16 protein-coding genes, 1 rRNA gene and 1 riboswitch are annotated in these 16,459 nt (G+C 46.1%); of the genes, 2 read left to right on the top strand and 15 right to left on the bottom strand.

Going from position 1 to position 16,459, the window contains the following annotated elements; translation table 11 throughout:
- Nucleotides 1-70 precede the first annotated feature (70 nt).
- The 5 genes from EV210_RS21115 to EV210_RS21135 all read right to left on the bottom strand — a co-directional run bounded on the left by EV210_RS21115 (nucleotide 71) and on the right by EV210_RS21135 (nucleotide 3,418).
- Nucleotides 71-520, bottom strand: a complete 450-nt coding sequence (locus EV210_RS21115; RefSeq protein ID WP_132083382.1) for a DMT family transporter — start codon at nucleotides 518-520, stop codon at nucleotides 71-73.
- A 65-nt stretch (nucleotides 521-585) separates the two neighbouring features.
- A complete protein-coding gene (locus EV210_RS21120; protein WP_207900800.1) occupies nucleotides 586-1,353 on the bottom strand; it encodes an alpha/beta hydrolase in 768 nt (255 codons plus the stop codon).
- Complete coding sequence (locus tag EV210_RS21125; RefSeq protein WP_132083386.1) at nucleotides 1,325-1,753, bottom strand: PaaI family thioesterase; 429 nt, start codon at nucleotides 1,751-1,753, stop codon at nucleotides 1,325-1,327. The genes EV210_RS21120 and EV210_RS21125 overlap by 29 nt, the downstream gene beginning before the upstream one ends.
- Nucleotides 1,754-1,883: 130 nt before the next feature.
- Nucleotides 1,884-2,465, bottom strand: coding sequence for a peptidoglycan-binding protein (locus tag EV210_RS21130; RefSeq protein ID WP_243650664.1), 582 nt, complete (start codon nucleotides 2,463-2,465; stop codon nucleotides 1,884-1,886).
- Between the two features lie 55 nt (nucleotides 2,466-2,520).
- A riboswitch (cyclic di-AMP (ydaO/yuaA leader) is annotated at nucleotides 2,521-2,664 on the bottom strand.
- A gap of 34 nt (nucleotides 2,665-2,698) precedes the next feature.
- Nucleotides 2,699-3,418: a L,D-transpeptidase family protein gene (locus tag EV210_RS21135; RefSeq protein WP_132083388.1), complete on the bottom strand. Its 720-nt coding sequence runs from the start codon at nucleotides 3,416-3,418 to the stop codon at nucleotides 2,699-2,701.
- A 109-nt stretch (nucleotides 3,419-3,527) separates the two neighbouring features.
- Here EV210_RS21135 and EV210_RS21140 point away from each other — a divergent pair, with 109 nt between their 5' ends.
- The gene (locus EV210_RS21140; protein WP_132083390.1) at nucleotides 3,528-4,736 is read left to right on the top strand and encodes an alanyl-tRNA editing protein; all 1,209 of its coding nucleotides are present in this window, start codon (nucleotides 3,528-3,530) and stop codon (nucleotides 4,734-4,736) included.
- Here the strand turns inward: EV210_RS21140 and EV210_RS21145 are convergent.
- The 7 genes from EV210_RS21145 to EV210_RS21170 form a co-directional block, all read right to left on the bottom strand.
- A complete protein-coding gene (locus tag EV210_RS21145; protein ID WP_243650665.1) occupies nucleotides 4,728-5,834 on the bottom strand; it encodes a YibE/F family protein in 1,107 nt (368 codons plus the stop codon). The two genes, EV210_RS21140 and EV210_RS21145, sit on opposite strands and share 9 nt — an antisense overlap.
- A gap of 111 nt (nucleotides 5,835-5,945) precedes the next feature.
- The gene (locus EV210_RS22930) at nucleotides 5,946-6,683 is read right to left on the bottom strand and encodes a 3D domain-containing protein (RefSeq protein ID WP_132083392.1); all 738 of its coding nucleotides are present in this window, start codon (nucleotides 6,681-6,683) and stop codon (nucleotides 5,946-5,948) included.
- 131 nt (nucleotides 6,684-6,814) lie between these two features.
- Nucleotides 6,815-8,038 carry a Zn-dependent hydrolase gene (locus tag EV210_RS21155; RefSeq protein WP_243650666.1) on the bottom strand — a complete coding sequence of 408 codons (1,224 nt, stop codon included), beginning with the start codon at nucleotides 8,036-8,038 and terminating at the stop codon, nucleotides 6,815-6,817.
- A 126-nt stretch (nucleotides 8,039-8,164) separates the two neighbouring features.
- On the bottom strand, nucleotides 8,165-8,296 hold the full coding sequence (locus EV210_RS23380) for a hypothetical protein (RefSeq protein ID WP_279388523.1): 132 nt from the start codon (nucleotides 8,294-8,296) through the stop codon (nucleotides 8,165-8,167).
- A 13-nt stretch (nucleotides 8,297-8,309) separates the two neighbouring features.
- Nucleotides 8,310-8,804, bottom strand: coding sequence for a ferritin family protein (locus EV210_RS21160; RefSeq protein WP_243650667.1), 495 nt, complete (start codon nucleotides 8,802-8,804; stop codon nucleotides 8,310-8,312).
- A gap of 66 nt (nucleotides 8,805-8,870) precedes the next feature.
- Complete coding sequence (locus EV210_RS21165; protein WP_132083398.1) at nucleotides 8,871-10,643, bottom strand: ABC transporter ATP-binding protein; 1,773 nt, start codon at nucleotides 10,641-10,643, stop codon at nucleotides 8,871-8,873.
- Nucleotides 10,643-12,382 (bottom strand): ABC transporter ATP-binding protein, encoded by a 1,740-nt coding sequence (locus EV210_RS21170; RefSeq protein WP_243650668.1) that lies wholly within the window; start codon nucleotides 12,380-12,382, stop codon nucleotides 10,643-10,645. The genes EV210_RS21165 and EV210_RS21170 overlap by 1 nt, the downstream gene beginning before the upstream one ends.
- Before the next feature lie 182 nt (nucleotides 12,383-12,564).
- Between EV210_RS21170 and tpx the strand changes: the two genes are divergently transcribed.
- Entirely contained in the window at nucleotides 12,565-13,077 is a 513-nt protein-coding gene (gene tpx / locus EV210_RS21175; RefSeq protein ID WP_132083400.1) for a thiol peroxidase, read from the top strand.
- A gap of 85 nt (nucleotides 13,078-13,162) precedes the next feature.
- Here tpx and EV210_RS21180 read toward each other — a convergent pair whose 3' ends face one another.
- From EV210_RS21180 to EV210_RS21190, 3 genes are all read right to left on the bottom strand, one after another.
- Nucleotides 13,163-13,600 carry an Lrp/AsnC family transcriptional regulator gene (locus tag EV210_RS21180; RefSeq protein ID WP_132083402.1) on the bottom strand — a complete coding sequence of 146 codons (438 nt, stop codon included), beginning with the start codon at nucleotides 13,598-13,600 and terminating at the stop codon, nucleotides 13,163-13,165.
- 131 nt (nucleotides 13,601-13,731) lie between these two features.
- Entirely contained in the window at nucleotides 13,732-15,813 is a 2,082-nt protein-coding gene (locus tag EV210_RS21185; protein WP_207900801.1) for a glutamine synthetase III family protein, read from the bottom strand.
- A 565-nt stretch (nucleotides 15,814-16,378) separates the two neighbouring features.
- Nucleotides 16,379-16,459 (bottom strand): 23S ribosomal RNA (locus EV210_RS21190); the annotation flags it as partial.

The following is a 16,459-nucleotide window of genomic DNA, read 5'->3' on the forward strand; positions in this document are numbered from 1 at the left end:
CTGCATAATGGTAATTTTGTTAACACCTCTGAAGGAAAATCTTAGCAAGATGAGCCGCCGGCAGCACGATTTATTTTAGCAGCAGCTTGGCTCCTATCGCTAGCAAAACCAGCCCGGCAACCTGATTCCAGCCACAGGGCACCCGCTCCATCCCAAATCCGCCGAAATGATCAATAATGACTGCCGTGAGTACCTGACCGACAATGATCGCCGTAGTGGCATTGGCCACACCTACTGCCGGTATACTGGCAGCAACCAGGTAAATGATAAATACGCCGACAATACCGCCAAGATAAGCATACCAGGGGGCAGTCGTTATCGCACCGAGATTGCCTTTGCCCATACGCAGTACGTACAAAATAAATACCAATGCGATTGTACCGGTAACATGGACAATGAATGTAGCCTCAATGAGACCGATTACCTTGCTGAGTGCCGCGTTTAACGTACCTTGTATTGCCATGAGTACGCCAGATGTGAGTGCTAATAACAATGCAAGCATGTTTCCGGATATATCCAACAAGCACCCTCCCTTACCTGACTGATTGTTTGATCTATCAAGTAGTATCGGCGGTGCTTAATTTTTTATTCTAAGAAATTATCCGTCAGCCATTTTGTTACGGCATCGGCTGCCAGTACGCCATGCTGCGTAAATTGATGGTCGCCGCCGTCAATTTGCACGAACGTTTTCGGCTGAACAGCAGTTTCATAGAGCAGCCTGGCCTGCCGGATAGGGACTACTTCATCCGCTGTGCCATACAAAACGAGCACAGGTATCCTGCGCTCTGCCAGTGAGCGCATAGAATGTAGCAAATCATGCTTGGCAAAATCACGGATAAATTCCGGCTTCAGTTCCAATATTCCATAGCTGTCATTGAGCTTCAGCCGCTCGCCTTGTTCCAGTAAAGCATAGTCTTTTCCCAACGCAAGCTGAAACGTCTCGGTTAAATTGCAGGGCGTAGCCCATAATGCAAGTCCCTCGATTGAAGGATCGGCAGCGGCACACACCAGGGAGGCACACCCGCCCATGCTGCGTCCCAGCAAGATAATTTGTTCACCGGTATGCTGCCGGCAAAAAGCAATCACACTGGTTAGCTCTGCCACTTGCATGGATAAGGACTGGCCAGGAGTAAAATCATACCGTACTGCGGTAAAGCCAATTTCTGCGGCCATTTCCGCCAAACGTACGGCTTTGCCGCTGCCGTCTTTTGAACCGCGGAAACCATGACTCATAATCAGCGTTCTGCCGTTATCCTGGACTGGCCGGTGAATGACTGCCTGCAGCAGGGAAGCGCGCGAGGGGATGGCAGTAAGCTGTACCGGATTACTCATGTTCAAAACGGCCGATAACACAAAATGTTCCCCGGCTCTTAGCAGCCAGATTACCCTGACCGTCAAAAAGATCTGCCTCGACCACAATGGTCTGCCGTCCGTTATGAATCACTTTGCCCTCCGCTAAAACAGTCGAACCGGCCGCGACACCCTTGAGATAATTGATGTTCATCTCGATTGTCACAACCCGTTTGCCGCAGGAAGCGCAGGCTACCCCCATAACCGTATCCGCCAGTGATGCCAGTGAACCGCCATGAGCTGCGCCATACAAGTTGGCATGCTTGTCCGCTGCTACAGGCATATCCATTTTGACATGCCCCTCAGCAATGCTGACAATTTGCATATCCAGTAATTTTACATAAGGGTTCCGGTCATATATTTGGATTAAGTGCTGTTGAAGCCATTTTACCGAATCATTCATGAGATCCTTCCTCCTGCCAACATCCATCATTTTATAGTTTGGACCACTAAAACTAGCAAAGCCTCTGTCGTTTTATTTCGCCTAGGCATATTACTTTCTGATAAGATAAAAAACAGGCGCATGCGCCTGTTCAATCAAGGATATACACTGTCACACGCTGAACACCAAAATCCAGCGCCTGACCATGGCTGTCAAAAGCAAGATCGATCCGGTTGCCTTTTATTGCACCACCAACATCATCGGCAATCGCGTAGCCATACCCTGGAATATATAACCGGGTACCAAGTGGTATGGTATTGGGATCAACTGCCACAATGCCTTTATGTACAGGGTTGCCGCGGCTGGTAAAACTGGAATTGCCGGTATCATAAGCCGAGTAAGCAGAGGCCGTTACAACAAGCGATCTGCTGTAGCGTGATGGCTCGGAACCAGCACGTTCTAAGTAGCCCCAGGTTTGCTTGCCAACTACTCCGTCAACTGAGAGTCCATGAATCCGCTGAAACTCCTGCACTGCCTGGAATGTCGAATTACCAAAGATACCGTCAGCATCACCGCTGTACACTCCGGCATCACTTAATAGCTTCTGCAGCACCTGTACATCATCACCGCGCATTCCCTGCTTCAGGAGCTTATCCCCCGGCGCAGCAAAAACAGCAGCATTCGTGCACAGCATTACTGTCAATAAAACAGTAAGGAATAGAATCTTTTTCAATTGTTCCACCTCTCTTTTGGTGTGCCGCTCAGACTTACTGCGTCTGGCAGTAAAATCCGCACCGGTCTTAAGCCTCCGGGGTTAGCTGTCGGGATAGGGAAAAGAGAGAATTGAGAACACGCCCCTCCGCTTTTGCGGATTATCCCCTGTTGAATCTATTTGGTTCCCCCGTACTATGAAGATTCGGCTCCTTTTCTATATTACAACAATTTATTTCTTTGGTCAAACCTAGGCTATACGCCCAGCGTTTCCACCACGGCCTTGTTGACGACACCCGTTACTTCCATGCCTTTATCCTGCTGGTATTTGCGGACGGCTTCTTCCGTTGCCTTGCCATAGATACCATCAGCCCGTTCCTGGAGATACCCCAGCTCCTTTAGCTTAATTTGCAAAACAACAACATCGGCACCTGTTGTCTGGTACTTCAATACGCGCTGGATTTTTACGTTTCGCCCTTCTATCCTCACCGGCGTTCCCACCGGCACCCATTCGAATAATTCTTCCACATCTTTATTACGCATGCGTATGCAGCCATGGCTGGCAAACTGCCCAATCGACCAAGGTTTGTTAGTGCCATGAATACCGTAGACTCCCCAGGGCACATTGAGGCCCATCCACCGCGTACCAAAGCCGGTTCCCCAGTTATAATCCTTCCAAACCACCTGCCATTCGCCGATTGGGGACGGCGTTCCACTCTTGCCAACAGCAATCCGGTACTTTTTAAAGAGTTCTTCATCACTGTATACTTCCAGCAGCCGTTTCGCTAAGTTGATCGTGATGCTGATATTGCCGCCAGGTACGCCTTCCACCACTGGATTATCCTGGATAACAAACTCCCGTTCATCAGCAAATTCGAAGCCGATCATGCCAAATACTAAGCTCAACAAAACGATAGCGGTAATGCTATAGTAAAGGCGCTGCCGGCTGCACGGAAATGATCGAAAGTAAATCATAACACTGCCTCCTTAAGCTGTTAATGATAGATATATATGCATTCCGGGATGAATGTATTTCCTGGATACGCTATAATGAAGCTATGTTAACAATTGGGAGGCGAGCCCTGTGACCGAGCTTTTATTTCAAAACAACAGCTATATTCGTCAGTTTCACAGCCGGATTAAGCAAACGATTCCACTGCCAAACGGCAGTGTTGGCGTCGTGCTGGAGCATACCGCCTTTTATCCTGAAGGAGGTGGACAACCTTCTGATCACGGGCAGATTAATGGTCTACCGGTAACCGATGTCTACCGTGAAGGAACCGATATCATTCACGTCATGTCCGAGCTGCCGCCAACCGAGACAGTAGAAGCTGCGATTGACTGGGCACGGCGCTTTGACCACATGCAGCAGCATACGGGACAGCATATTTTATCAGCCGCCTGCCATGAGCTGTTTGGGGCAGCTACAGTAGGGTTTCATATGGGAGCGCAGTCCAGTCAGATTGATCTTGACCTGCCGGGCTTTACTGATGAAGAGCTGAAGTCTGCCGAACAAGCAGCAAATGAACTGCTTGTTCGCAATAAGGCAGTAAGCATTCACCAGGCTACACCAGCCACTCTGCATGAGTACCCGCTGCGTAAACCGCCTGCCAAAGACTTTGCGGCGATTCGCTTAATTGAAATAGCGGGAATTGATTGCTGCCCCTGTGGCGGAACTCATGTAGCAGCAACGGGTGAAATCGGCATAATTAAAATTCGCAGCTGGGAAAGAAAAAACAATGCCATTCGCCTCGATTTTGTATGCGGTTATCGCGCACTTGCCGATTATCAATATAAGAACCTATTAATACAAGAACTTTCCGGACGCCTGTCAGCTCCGGGACCGCAACTGCTCGCAGCTTTCGATAAGCTGCTCGCGAAAGCGGATGAAACTAGCCGGCAGTTGGCCGCCGCCAGACAGGAACTCAGCATCCAGCTTGCCGACAACCTCTACCGTCAGGCGGAACCGGTAAAGGGGATCAAAATCATTGCCTATCAATTAGCAAATTCATCTCCGGCTGAGGTCGCCGGACTTGCCAGACAGCTGGTTTCTTTTCCTGCGACAGTTGCACTGCTGGCAGGATTTGCCGGTGATAACAGCAAGGTCCATTTGGTCTTCAGCTGTTCACCTGGCCTAAATTTGAATATGGGCGCAATACTAAAAGCCGCCCTCCCTCTTATCGAAGGAAAAGGCGGCGGTTCCGATACTTCCGCGCAGGGCGGCGGCCCGGCTGTACATCATGCGGCACATGCCTTAGAGCTGGCTGAACAATCGGTGATCGCGTTACTCTGAGCGGTTCCGCAGCAAGAAAGCGGTAATAATTGCCGTTAAAGGAATGGCACAGATTAAGCCTATGCTGCCTGTTAATGCCCGGGCAAATTCTGTAACAATCATGTTCAGATTTAAGATCTTCACCATCGACACTTGTTTTTGTGAAGCAATGAGAAGCATTAACGGCAGGGAACTGCCGGTATACGCCAGGATCAATGTGTTCGACATTGTCCCCATAATATCCCGTCCCACATTCATGCCGGTCTTAAATAGTCCTTTGGCATCAATGGCCGGCTGAGCCTCTTTTACTTCGTAGAGTGCTGAGGAAATCGAGATAGTCACATCCATGACAGCCCCTAATGCCCCAAATACCATTCCGGCAAACAATACTCCCTGGAAATCGACCATAGGCAGAATAGCTGCCTTTAACATCATTGCCTCTTCACTATCAAGTCCGGTAAGGTGCATCAGTTGAATGGAACCAATGGACAAAATAGCGGCAATACTTACGCCGCCGATTGTTCCCAGGACAGCGGCCAGGGTTTTTATCGTCCGCCCACTGATCGTAACCTGGGTAACAACAGCGATAACCGCACTGATAGCCAAAGTCAGGACTGTTATATTAACTTTAGCCATAATAACCTGACCGATGAAAAACTGGCAAATAAGCAGTGTGGAAAAGGCAATAACAAATACCGATTTAACACCAACAATCCCGCCAAACACAATTAAAGCCAGGGCAAAAAAACCAAGCAGCCAATATACATAATCGAAGCGGTCAAAATCGCTTACATGATACGTAGTACGCTGTAGATCATGCGCTATAGCCACAATCACTTTGTCACCAGGATTAACATTGATCTCATACATGGATTTTCCTGTTATGTAATTAAAGGTGTCAACGACTTTTCCCGCTTCCGGCCCTGATGTCAATTTAATGCTGACCAGCTGGCCCTGTCCCATAAAATATTCTTTTTGCATGGAAGCATCCAAGGCGCCAACGGATAATACCGTTCCCTTTTCATACTCTACCGCCGTATTGTCCTTCGGAGCTGCCTCTACTGCTGCTGCTAAGCTAAAAATAATGATCAATATTGCTGTAACGATTCTTTTCATCATTCATCCTCCCGCTCACGACAATATTCGAGTTAAATCCCGCTATTCCTGCAAAAACCACTTTGTTTCCGCCAGGACTTACTGTTATACGAAAAAAGTAACCGGCTTAGCCGGTTACTCCAGTACATATGCTTTCACTCGCTGTATACCATAATTGAGTGCCTCTGAGCGGTTGTTAAAGGCTAAATCGATCCGGTTGCCCTGAATAGCACTGCCTTGATCTTCAGCAACGGCCTCGCCATAACCTTCAATCCATAGGCGTGTACCCATAGGGATAACATCAGGGTCAACGGCAGCGACTCCCTTACGCACTTTGCCTCCCATATACGTCAAATTACCCCATTTGCCATTGTCTAATGCCCCGGGAGCATAGGCAGTTGCTGTCATGTTTAACACTTTTTTATAATTGTCCGGGGCCCCTGCCAGGGAATCGTTTTTTACTGCCGCCTGGGGGGTAAGAGCCGCATTTTGATTCAGCAGCAACGCGAGAGCTGCCAGATTATTCCCATAGGGCTTAATCGTATCGGCAACCCGCTTCTCCATTTCCTGCCGCAGCTTGTTTTCTACCTGGCTGCTCATATTACTGTTGGCCAGGTCATCCGCTGAAACTCCATTAGCAGCAGTCAGTTGTTGTAATGCCGTATTGGCAATCACACTCCACAGGTTCTCTTTATTCCCCTGATCAAACTGTTTTTTTACGTTCAATAGTTCTTGGATTCGATTTAAGTTGCCACTTTCCAGTGCTGCTTTTGCAAGCTGCTCTTCCAGCGTTGCCGCATGAGCAGCCGGTAAAGAAGAAAAGACAAAGGAGCAGGCCACTGTTACAAACAAGGCAGCTATTGTTTTCTTCAATGTGATGACCCCTTCCTAGCTGTACATCCTTCATTATACCATTATGGCCGCTTTATAGAAAACTGTAATATATGTAAACAAAGGTATGCTCGCAAGCAGCGGGCATACCTTTGTTTTTGCTATTTGTTGTGCTATTTTGCCAATTGGTATAATGTTTCTGTCAATACTTCAACACCTGCGGCAATATCCTCAAGCTGGGTGTATTCTTCCGGATTATGGCTGATGCCATTGCGGCAGGGAATAAAAATCATACCCGCGGCGGTAAGCTGCGCCATATTCATGGCATCATGCCCTGCGCCGGAAGGCATGCGTTTGTAGGAGATTCCCAGGCGGCGGCTGGCTTCCTCAATAATTCCTTTAATGTGGTCATCCATGAATACCGGTTTATCCGATGACAGCACTTCAATTGATACCGGTGTATCCTGGCCTTCAGCAATTGTGCTGATTGCGTCCTTGATATCCTGCATCGCTTCGATAATGCTTTCGTGATTAATACCACGAATATCTACCCACATCTCAACTAAGCCAGGAACAACATTCATGACACCCGGATGAACCTTCATGGCCCCCACAGTCCCCACCGTGCCTAAATGAGATTGCTCCATTGCAATTTCCTGCACAGCCAGCACAATCATGGCTGCGCTCACCAATGCATCCTGCCGTTGATCCATCGGTGTCGTACCGGAATGTGCTGCCATGCCCTCAACTGTAATCTTCAGACGGGTTGGAGCAGCGATCGCCGAAACGATCCCGATCGTCGTTTTATCGGCTTCCAGCACCGGCCCCTGCTCAATATGCAGTTCCACAAACGCTTTTAACTCCTGCTTCTGACGGATTGCGTTAGGAATGCCCTGCAAATCAAAACCTTGTGCCTCAAGAGCTTCTGCTAACGTAATTCCATTTTGATCTTTTGCCTTGCTCCAGGCGGAAAGATTAGTCGTACCGGCCATAACCTTGCTGCCCATAGTCGCAAAACCGAAGCGGCTGGACTCTTCTGCTGCAAAGATAATCAACTCCAGTGGATGGGTCAATTCCCCTTTTTCTTTCAATTGCTTAATTGCTGCCAGACCGCCTACTACGCCAACAATCCCATCATAATCGCCGCCTTCAGGAACGGTGTCAAGATGAGAGCCGGTAACAACGGCCGGAGCATGCGGATTACGCCCTTCCAAACGGCCAATGATATTGCCGAACGCATCAAACCGGACTGCTAATCCGGCTTCTTTCATTAAGCTGATAAAGTATTCTTTCGCCTGCCAATCCTCTGCGCTAAAGGCCAGACGGCTAGTGCCGCGGGTTCCCTTTCCCCATGTACTGATTTTTTCAATTGTTGCTGCAATCCATTCTTTATCCATCCGAATCCGCCCTCTCCCACTTTTATCTTAGCAATCAGTATACCCTTACTAGTCTATCATTTCCACCCCGGCATAAAAATAATGATTTGATACAAAAAGGCACCCCTTGGAAGGGCGCCTGAATATTTAGAATAAAACAGAAGCGACTACAACAAGTAAAACTGCAACAGCAATGCCCCCACCAACAAGTAAGGCAGTACGGTTCAATTGATCAACATCCCGCTTATGGTGTGCTTTTTTTCCTTGCCCTTTCGCCACAGTTATGTCTCCTTTACGTCCAAGCTTCCATCATCTCACGTAATTTTACCACATGGCCCTGTTCTTCTATTTTCAGCCTGGCAAATATTTTTCTAGCATCATCAAATTTGGCGTTGCGGGAAAGTTCATCATATAACAAGATCGAGTCCTTTTCCGCCTGCATTGCCGTATGTAAGATACTTCTGACACTGTTCAGCTCAGCTATTTTCTCGCCGGCCAGGCTTTCCTGGGGAAAAATGTGCGATTCAGCCAGGACGGTCAAATAGCGATAGGTTTCCGGATCAAACAAGTACTCGGTGGAATGAGCTTCTTTGCGTTCCGAAACTGCTGTAAAAATCTGCGTAAATAGCTCGAGATGCTGCGCTTCTTCATTCATTAGAAAAAGAAAGAGGTCTTTATGTTCTTGGTGGACTGCTTGTTCGTAAGCCTGGTGATAAAATGCCTTACCACGAGCTTCTATCTCGATCGCAACTCTAAGGCCTTCTAAATCACTAAAAGTATTTTCCACTACAATACACCCCCTCATATCATTTCCTTGTTCTAATTCCCTGTTTTTCTGCCAACTCCTGCCAAGCTATTGATAATTATATAGCCGGCTGTAGAGTCCTTGTTGAGCTAATAGTTCCAGGTGTGTTCCCTGCTCGGCAATTTTTCCTTTGTGCATGACAAAAATCCGGTCTGCCTGCTGAATAGTTGATAAACGATGGGCCACAACAACAATTGTCTGCTGCGATGCGATTTTCTCCAGCGCATTCTGGATCATACCTTCCGTCTCACTATCAATGCTGGAGGTAGCTTCATCCAGGGCCAGGATATCCGTTCCGGCAGCTACGGCTCGTGCAAAGGACAACAGCTGCCGTTGTCCCATTGATAACAGAGCTCCCTGATACCCTACCGGTGTATCATAACCCTGCGGCATATTGATAATGGTGTCATGAATGTTTGCTGTGCGGGCAGCCATTATAATCCGGTCATTTGCTATAGCTTTGTTGTACAGACTGATATTATCGGCAATGGTGCCTTTGAACAAATGCACTTCCTGAAATACGGCCCCAATCCTGCTGCGCAATAGCTCAACCGGTATTGTCCGTACATCCATTCCGTCAACGTAAATCGTCCCCTGCTGGGGTTCGTAGAAACGGAGCAGTAACTGCAGCAAAGTCGTTTTACCTGACCCAGATAAGCCGGCAATACCAATAAATTGTCCCGCCGGGATAACAAGGGACACATCCTGCAATACCCATTGCTCTTGCTCATAGGCAAACCAAACATGCTCAAACCGGATTTCGCCTTTGAATTGCTGTCCGGCACTAACGTCCTGCGGCTCCTCCTGCAATTTTTCAGCAGAGATTAAATCCCAAATCCGCTCGGCTGCCGCTAAGGCCGACTGAAGCAGGCTGTATTTTTCCGCCAGATCCTTAATAGGCCAAAAAAACTTCTCCACATAGCGCAAAAAAGCGACTACAACACCAATCTCTAAGCCGCTTGCGATCTGCCAGTTGCTGAACCAGAGCACCAGAATAATTGCCAGAGAGTACACTAAATCAACTAATGGACGAAAGATAGCGTACGTGCGCATTTCTTTTAAGCCTGCTGACAAATATTCATCACTGACGTGCTGGTACTCTCCTTCGGTCTGTTTAAAGCGGGCAAAGGCTTTCACAATCTTAATGCCATTTAAGTTTTCCTGAATAAACGTATTCAGTGACGATGTTTTTTCACGAACCAGCCGGTAGGCACTGCGCGCATATTTTTGATAAGCAATTGCAACCACAATCATGACAGGAATGACGGTAAACGACACCAGTGCCAATTGCCAATCCATCAGCACCATGACAACGATAATTCCCATAATCATGATAAAGTCACTGATAAACGATATTAAAACATCGGTGTATAAATCTTTGATCGCATCGGTATCATTGGTTACCCGTGTCACCATTTTCCCGACAGGCTGAGTTTCCAGCTGCGAGTACCGCTGATAAAGCAACTGATAAAATACTTTTTGCCTGATATCAAAAATGATTTGCTGACCAATATATTGCAATAACAGAGTTTGACCGTACGATAAGATAATGCTGATCACAATGGTACTGCCATAAAGCTGAGCGGTTTGGATTAATCCGTCTACGTTGTGAGTGACGACTTGTTCATCAATCGCAACTTTCAATAAGTATGGGCGAATTAAATCCGCACCTGTTCCCAGCAGCATGATAACAAATGCTGCCAGCAGCAGCTTGAAAAAAGGCTTGGCAAATCCCCACAGCACCACCAGCATTTTACGATCCCACGCCTTAGTGGCAGCATTTGTTGCTTCCTCGGTTTGTCTTTTACCATACATTGCCATTATTCTTCACCTTGTATGAGTTGCTGCTCATACAGCTCATAATACAAGCCTCTTTTCGCCAATAATTGTTGATGGGTGCCCTGTTCGGCAATTGCACCTTCCTGCATGACAATAATTACATCTGCCGCTTTTACGGCCGCAACCCGCTGCGATACAATCAGCGTCGTCCTATTGGCAATAAAGTGGCGCATATTGGCAAGCAGCTCCGCTTGGGTGCGGTAGTCTAATGCGGCAAATATATCATCAAGCAGCAAAATGGCAGGCTTTTTAATCAGCGCCCGGGCAATCGCGATTCGCTGCTGCTGGCCGCCGGACAATTTTTTCCCTTTTTCACCAAGCACAGTACCAAAACCCATAGGCTTATCATCAATCGCTTCCTGGATTGCGGCAAGTTGGGCGGCTTTTTCAATCTCCTCCCGGGAATAGGTCTGCTCAAAAGCAATATTCTCCGCAATTGTCTTGGAAAAGAGAAAACTGTCTTGCGGCACATAGCCTACTGCCTGACGCAATTCGCTGTAAGCGATGGTATGAATTTCCCGGTCACCGACATAAATCGCATTTTCCGGCGGATCATACAAGCGTAATAATAACTGCAATAGCGTTGACTTCCCGGCCCCGGTCCGCCCCACAATCCCAATGACCGCTCCTGCAGGTATATGTAAAGATACCTGCCGCAAGGCCGGTTGCTTTGCCGTCGGATAGGTAAAAGTCAAATCATTAATCGTAATAGCTGCACTGTCTGTCGTTGGCGGATCTGTTTCCCCCGCCTCAGTGCCTTCATATGCCGGCTGCTCCAGTAAATCGGCAATACGGTTCAAAGAAGCGGTACCGCGCTGTATGGTATTGATCAAATAGCCTAATCCCATAACCGGCCAGATAATCAGTCCTAAATACCCGGAAAAAGCGGCAAACTCACCGACGGTAATCGTACCGTTGATGATCAGGTTCCCCCCCATAAATAAAGCAATAGCATAGCAGCTAAGCGGTGCAATATGCGTGACCGGCATATAAGCTGCCTGTAATTGAGCCATCTCCATATTAGCTGCAACATTTGCTCTATTAATACTTGAAAAACGTTCTAACGTCGTTTTTTCGGCCGCAAAGCCTTTAATAATTTTCACGCCTGCAAAAACTTCTTGCGTAAATTCCGTCATTGCGCTAAAGTTCTCTTGTACTTTCCGAAAACGGTCATGAACGAACCGTCCCATGTAAATAACCAGAATAAATATGAACGGCAATGGCAGAATCGTCCAAGCCGCCAACTGCCAGTTAATTGTTTTTATCATTACAAGCAGTGATGCCGCTCCCATTATGACGGCATCTACGAACAGCATAATCCCCAGCCCGACCGCCACGCGGACTGCAGAAACGTCATTAGTGGTCAATGCCATAATCTTTCCTGGCCCATGTTCATCAAAAAAAGCCATTGGCAAACGCAGGGCATGAGAAAAAATTCTTTTTCGCAAGTAATATTCCAGTCTTCGTGTAGTGCCCATGATACATTCTCTGTAAGCATAGCGTAGAATTGCGATTACGCAGCTGATTGCAGTTAACACCAGCAGCTGCCAAAGGACCTCTCCGCTGCTGGAGAGTAAACCGTCAACAGCTTTTCCGATGATGCGGGGAATAAAAAGCTGCAATAGATCTACGATAATAAGGAGAAGTACGCCAGTAAAATAGACCAGCCAATGGGTACGAAAAAATGCCTGTAAAACCTGAAACTTAAGGAAAGAAATCACACTAGTACCTCCTGCTACTATGATTAATTATCCTTTCTATGCCCAATATCCTCCTGCTGCCTGGTACTGGTCTTCATTAATAGAAAAAGGAATCGTTACTAAAAACAATTATTATTTACAAGAATATTTTACCATGTTAAAATATGGATAGTTAGTATTATCCGTTAAGGAGGTTTTCTATTATGCAAAAACGTACAGGCTTAGTGAAATTTGGCAATACTCCGGTTACTTTACTCGGTAATGAAATTAAGGTTGGCGATACAGCGCCTAATTTTACAGTACTAACGCCCGACTTAACTCCTGCATCACTTGATGACTATAAAGGTTCCATTCGCATTATCAGTGTTGTTCCATCCATTGATACCTCAGTTTGCGATATGCAGACCCGCTGGTTTAACCAGGATGCCTCGCAGATTGACGGCGTAGTGATTTTAACGGTTAGCGTTGACCTGCCCTTTGCTTTAAAAAGATATTGCGGTGCAAACGGAATTACAAATGTAAAAACGTTGTCTGACCATAAAGATCTGGATTTCGGCCTGAAATACGGTTTTGTAATGGAAGAGCTCCGCCTGCTGGCCCGCGGCGTCATTGTAATCGACAAGCAGGACGTTGTACGCTATGTTCAATACGTGCCGGAAATTAAAGACCAGCCGGATTATGAAAAAGCATTAGCAGCAGTTAAAGAATGCATCTAGAGTGTAGTTTATTCAAATCATAGAGAAATAGAAGACTCCCGTAAAAAATACGGGAGTCTTCTTGTTTTTCTTTAGTAGAGAAAGGTTAACCCGGCAGCGCTACGCTTTTCTGCTCCATGGAAGACGAAAGCACAACGTGAGTTTTTGTTACGCCATATTGCATAAATTCATCAATTAATCGTTCCAAAGTATCCATACCAGTTGCAACCACTTCTACGAGATAGTCTGCATCACCAGTGATCCGGTGACAGGACAAGACTGATCCATGACCGTCACTGAATTCAAGGAATTTCTTACAGGTATCGACATTGGTTTTGACGAGAATAAAGGCTCGGATAGGCAGTCCCGTTTTCTTAACGTTGACAATCGCTTTGTATCCTTTGATAACATCTGTATCTTCCAGCTTTTTGACACGCTCAATTGTCGCCGGACTGGTAAGCCCTACTCGCTGACCCAATTCTTTCATGGTAACGCGGCCATCACCTAGAAGGATTTCTAGTATGCGTAAGTCGATTGCATCCATAGTACACCTCTTTTTTAGAGAAACTCCCCCAACCACCGTTGAGGGAGTTTCTGTTGCTGCTTTGCAACCACGAAATCATGGTTTACTTGGGTTACGTTTAACTCACAGTTTCTAACAAATGCTGCTGACAGTTAGATGTTGAACAATAATTCTGCGTACGTAGGCATTGGCCATACATCTTTGTCAACCAGAGTCTCCAGTGTATCAGCAACTTCCCGTAATGCGCCCATTTTTTCGAATACATCAAAGCGGAATAAAGAGGCTTGTGCATAGGAATCACCATGAGCATTAGAAGCTTTATCAGTAGCAGCTTCCAGAGCAGCGATCTTTTTCTTCAGATCGCCAGCCAAAGCAGACACCTCAGTCAGCAATTCCGTTTGGGCTGACAAATCAGCTGCAATACCGGTAGCTTTAATGGTATTGATGGAAGCAGCCAGGTTGGTAGCAAATTTGATAACAGCAGGAAGAATTTGTCTCTTCGCCATTTCAATCATCGTCAATGATTCAATGTTAATTGTCTTGATATAGTTTTCAAGCTCAATTTCATAACGGGATTCCATTTCCACTCTGCTTAGAACAGCATGTTTTTCCATAACAGCCAAATTCTTTTCAGCAATCAGCGCTTTAGTAGCTTCTACAGTAGTCTTAATGTTCGGCAAGCCTCTTTTTTCGGCTTCCACTACCCACTCATCGGAATAACCGTTGCCATTGAAGACTACTTTTTTATGCTTCGTTGCTACTTCAGTTAAGAATGCTTTAACTTCAGCGTTCACATCCTGGGCTTTTTCCAGTCTGCTGGCAACTTCATCCAGAATTTCAGCAACGATTGTATTTAAAATATAGTTCGGAGCAGCAATCGAACCGGAAGAAGGCACCATTCTAAATTCGAACTTGTTACCGGTAAAGGCAAATGGAGAGGTTCTGTTTCTGTCAGTTGCATCTTTCGGCAACGCAGGCAGCGTAGTTACACCAATTTCCATCAAGCCGCCAGTTTTCGAACTGGTAGCTCCGCCTTTTTCGATTTGTTCCAGGATATCTTGCAGTTGTTCGCCTAAGAAGATGGAGATAATAGCCGGAGGAGCCTCATTGGCGCCCAATCTATGGTCATTTCCAGGATTTGCGGCAGACATACGCAACAAATCAGCATATTCGTCTACGGCTTTAATAACTGCACATAAGAAGAGCAGGAATTGTTGATTATCATGAGGAGTGTTGCCTGGGTCTAACAGGTTCATTCCATCATCTGTTCCCATCGACCAGTTGTTATGCTTACCGGAGCCATTAATGCCAGCAAATGGTTTTTCATGGAGCAAGCATACCAGGCCATGTCTCAAAGCAACTTTCTTCATTGTATCCATGGTAAGCTGGTTATGATCTGTTGCTATGTTAGTTGTAGTAAAGATCGGAGCAAGCTCATGCTGGGCAGGAGCAACTTCGTTGTGCTTTGTCTTAGCAGAAACGCCAAGCTTCCACAGCTCTTCATCGATTTCTTTCATGTAAGCGGAAATTCTTTCTTTCAGCGAACCGAAATAATGATCTTCCATTTCCTGCCCTTTAGGAGGCTTAGCACCAAAAAGTGTTCTGCCGGCAAAAATTAAGTCTTTTCTTTGTTCGAACAATTTCTTATCGATCAGGAAGTACTCCTGCTCAGGACCAACAGTGGTAATAACTTTGTTGGTTGTTGTATTGCCAAGAGCCTTTAATACGCGCAAGGCTTGTTTTGACAAGGCTTCCATCGAACGCAGCAGCGGAGTTTTCTTATCAAGGGCTTCACCTGTGTATGAGCAGAAAGCCGTGGGGATACATAAGGAACCATCTTTTACAAATGCCGGGGAAGTGCAATCCCAGGCAGTATATCCTCTAGCTTCAAAAGTGGCTCTAAGACCACCGGAGGGGAAGGACGAAGCATCAGGTTCGCCTTTAATCAATTCTTTGCCGGAGAATTCCATGATGGCTTTGCCATCAGCAGTAGGAGAGATAAAGGCATCATGTTTCTCAGCAGTTATACCAGTCATCGGTTGGAACCAATGAGTAAAATGCGTTGCACCTTTCTCAATAGCCCAATCTTTCATGGCATTAGCGACTACATCAGCAATTGCAGGATCTAAAGAACGTCCCTCTGCAATTGTCTTGTTTAAAGCCTTGTAAATCGCTTTAGGAAGACGCTCCTTTAAAGCTGCATCATTAAATACATTTGATCCGTAAATGCTCATCCCAAAAACCCCTTTCAAATTCATCATCATTTTTTAAGTTGACATTTTATTAATCAATTACTGAGCTGACTTAAAGCTTATGAGGTAAATTTTTAGTCATTTTTCTTCACCTCAGCCTTATTTTGTGTACTTATCGTGAGTCAATACCTAAAAAAATATAAAAAACTCCCCTGTATTACAACAAGAGGAGTCGTCGTTGACTCACGTATCATTTAATTACTTTGATTATAGCATATGTTGAGATTTTGTCTAGAGGGTAATTAAATTTTTTTGCTATTTTTTTCAGTATTAAAGGCATTCTGCCTTTCTAGGCTTGCAAAGTAACGTTAATAAGAGGGTTCGCCCTATTAACCATCTGTACAACCCTATGATAAATTAATTCTCGAAAAGTAAAAAAGCACCTACCTATGTAAGTGCCTTTACCGGGTATATTCCCTGAAAACTTCACAGAAGAAGAATACTTTGCGCTTTTATTCATAGGATGTTCCTCACTTCCGCTCGGAACAAAGCGATTCACTCGAGTTTGCGCGTCGCTTTCGCTTCTTCAAACTCGGTTCTCTGCTTTTAAGTCAAGCCCTCGGCCTATTAGTACCAGTCAGCTGAAATGGTTGCCCATCTTACACACCTGGCCTATCTACCTTGTCGT

Source organism: Anaerospora hongkongensis (assembly GCF_004339805.1).
GTDB lineage: Bacteria > Bacillota > Negativicutes > Sporomusales > DSM-15969 > Anaerospora > Anaerospora hongkongensis.

Bases quoted from the DNA above. Each gene is read 5' to 3' on its own strand.
- EV210_RS21145 (WP_243650665.1), bottom strand. From the start codon at position 5,834: ATGATGAAAAGAATCGTTACAGCAATATTGATCATTATTTTTAGCTTA.
- EV210_RS21135 (WP_132083388.1), bottom strand. From the start codon at position 3,418: ATGATTTACTTTCGATCATTTCCGTGCAGCCGGCAGCGCCTTTACTAT.
- tpx (WP_132083400.1), top strand. From the start codon at position 12,565: ATGCAAAAACGTACAGGCTTAGTGAAATTTGGCAATACTCCGGTTACT.
- EV210_RS21125 (WP_132083386.1), bottom strand. From the start codon at position 1,753: ATGAATGATTCGGTAAAATGGCTTCAACAGCACTTAATCCAAATATAT.
- EV210_RS21165 (WP_132083398.1), bottom strand. From the start codon at position 10,643: ATGGCAATGTATGGTAAAAGACAAACCGAGGAAGCAACAAATGCTGCC.
- EV210_RS21155 (WP_243650666.1), bottom strand. From the start codon at position 8,038: ATGGATAAAGAATGGATTGCAGCAACAATTGAAAAAATCAGTACATGG.
- EV210_RS21180 (WP_132083402.1), bottom strand. From the start codon at position 13,600: ATGGATGCAATCGACTTACGCATACTAGAAATCCTTCTAGGTGATGGC.
- EV210_RS21185 (WP_207900801.1), bottom strand. From the start codon at position 15,813: ATGAGCATTTACGGATCAAATGTATTTAATGATGCAGCTTTAAAGGAG.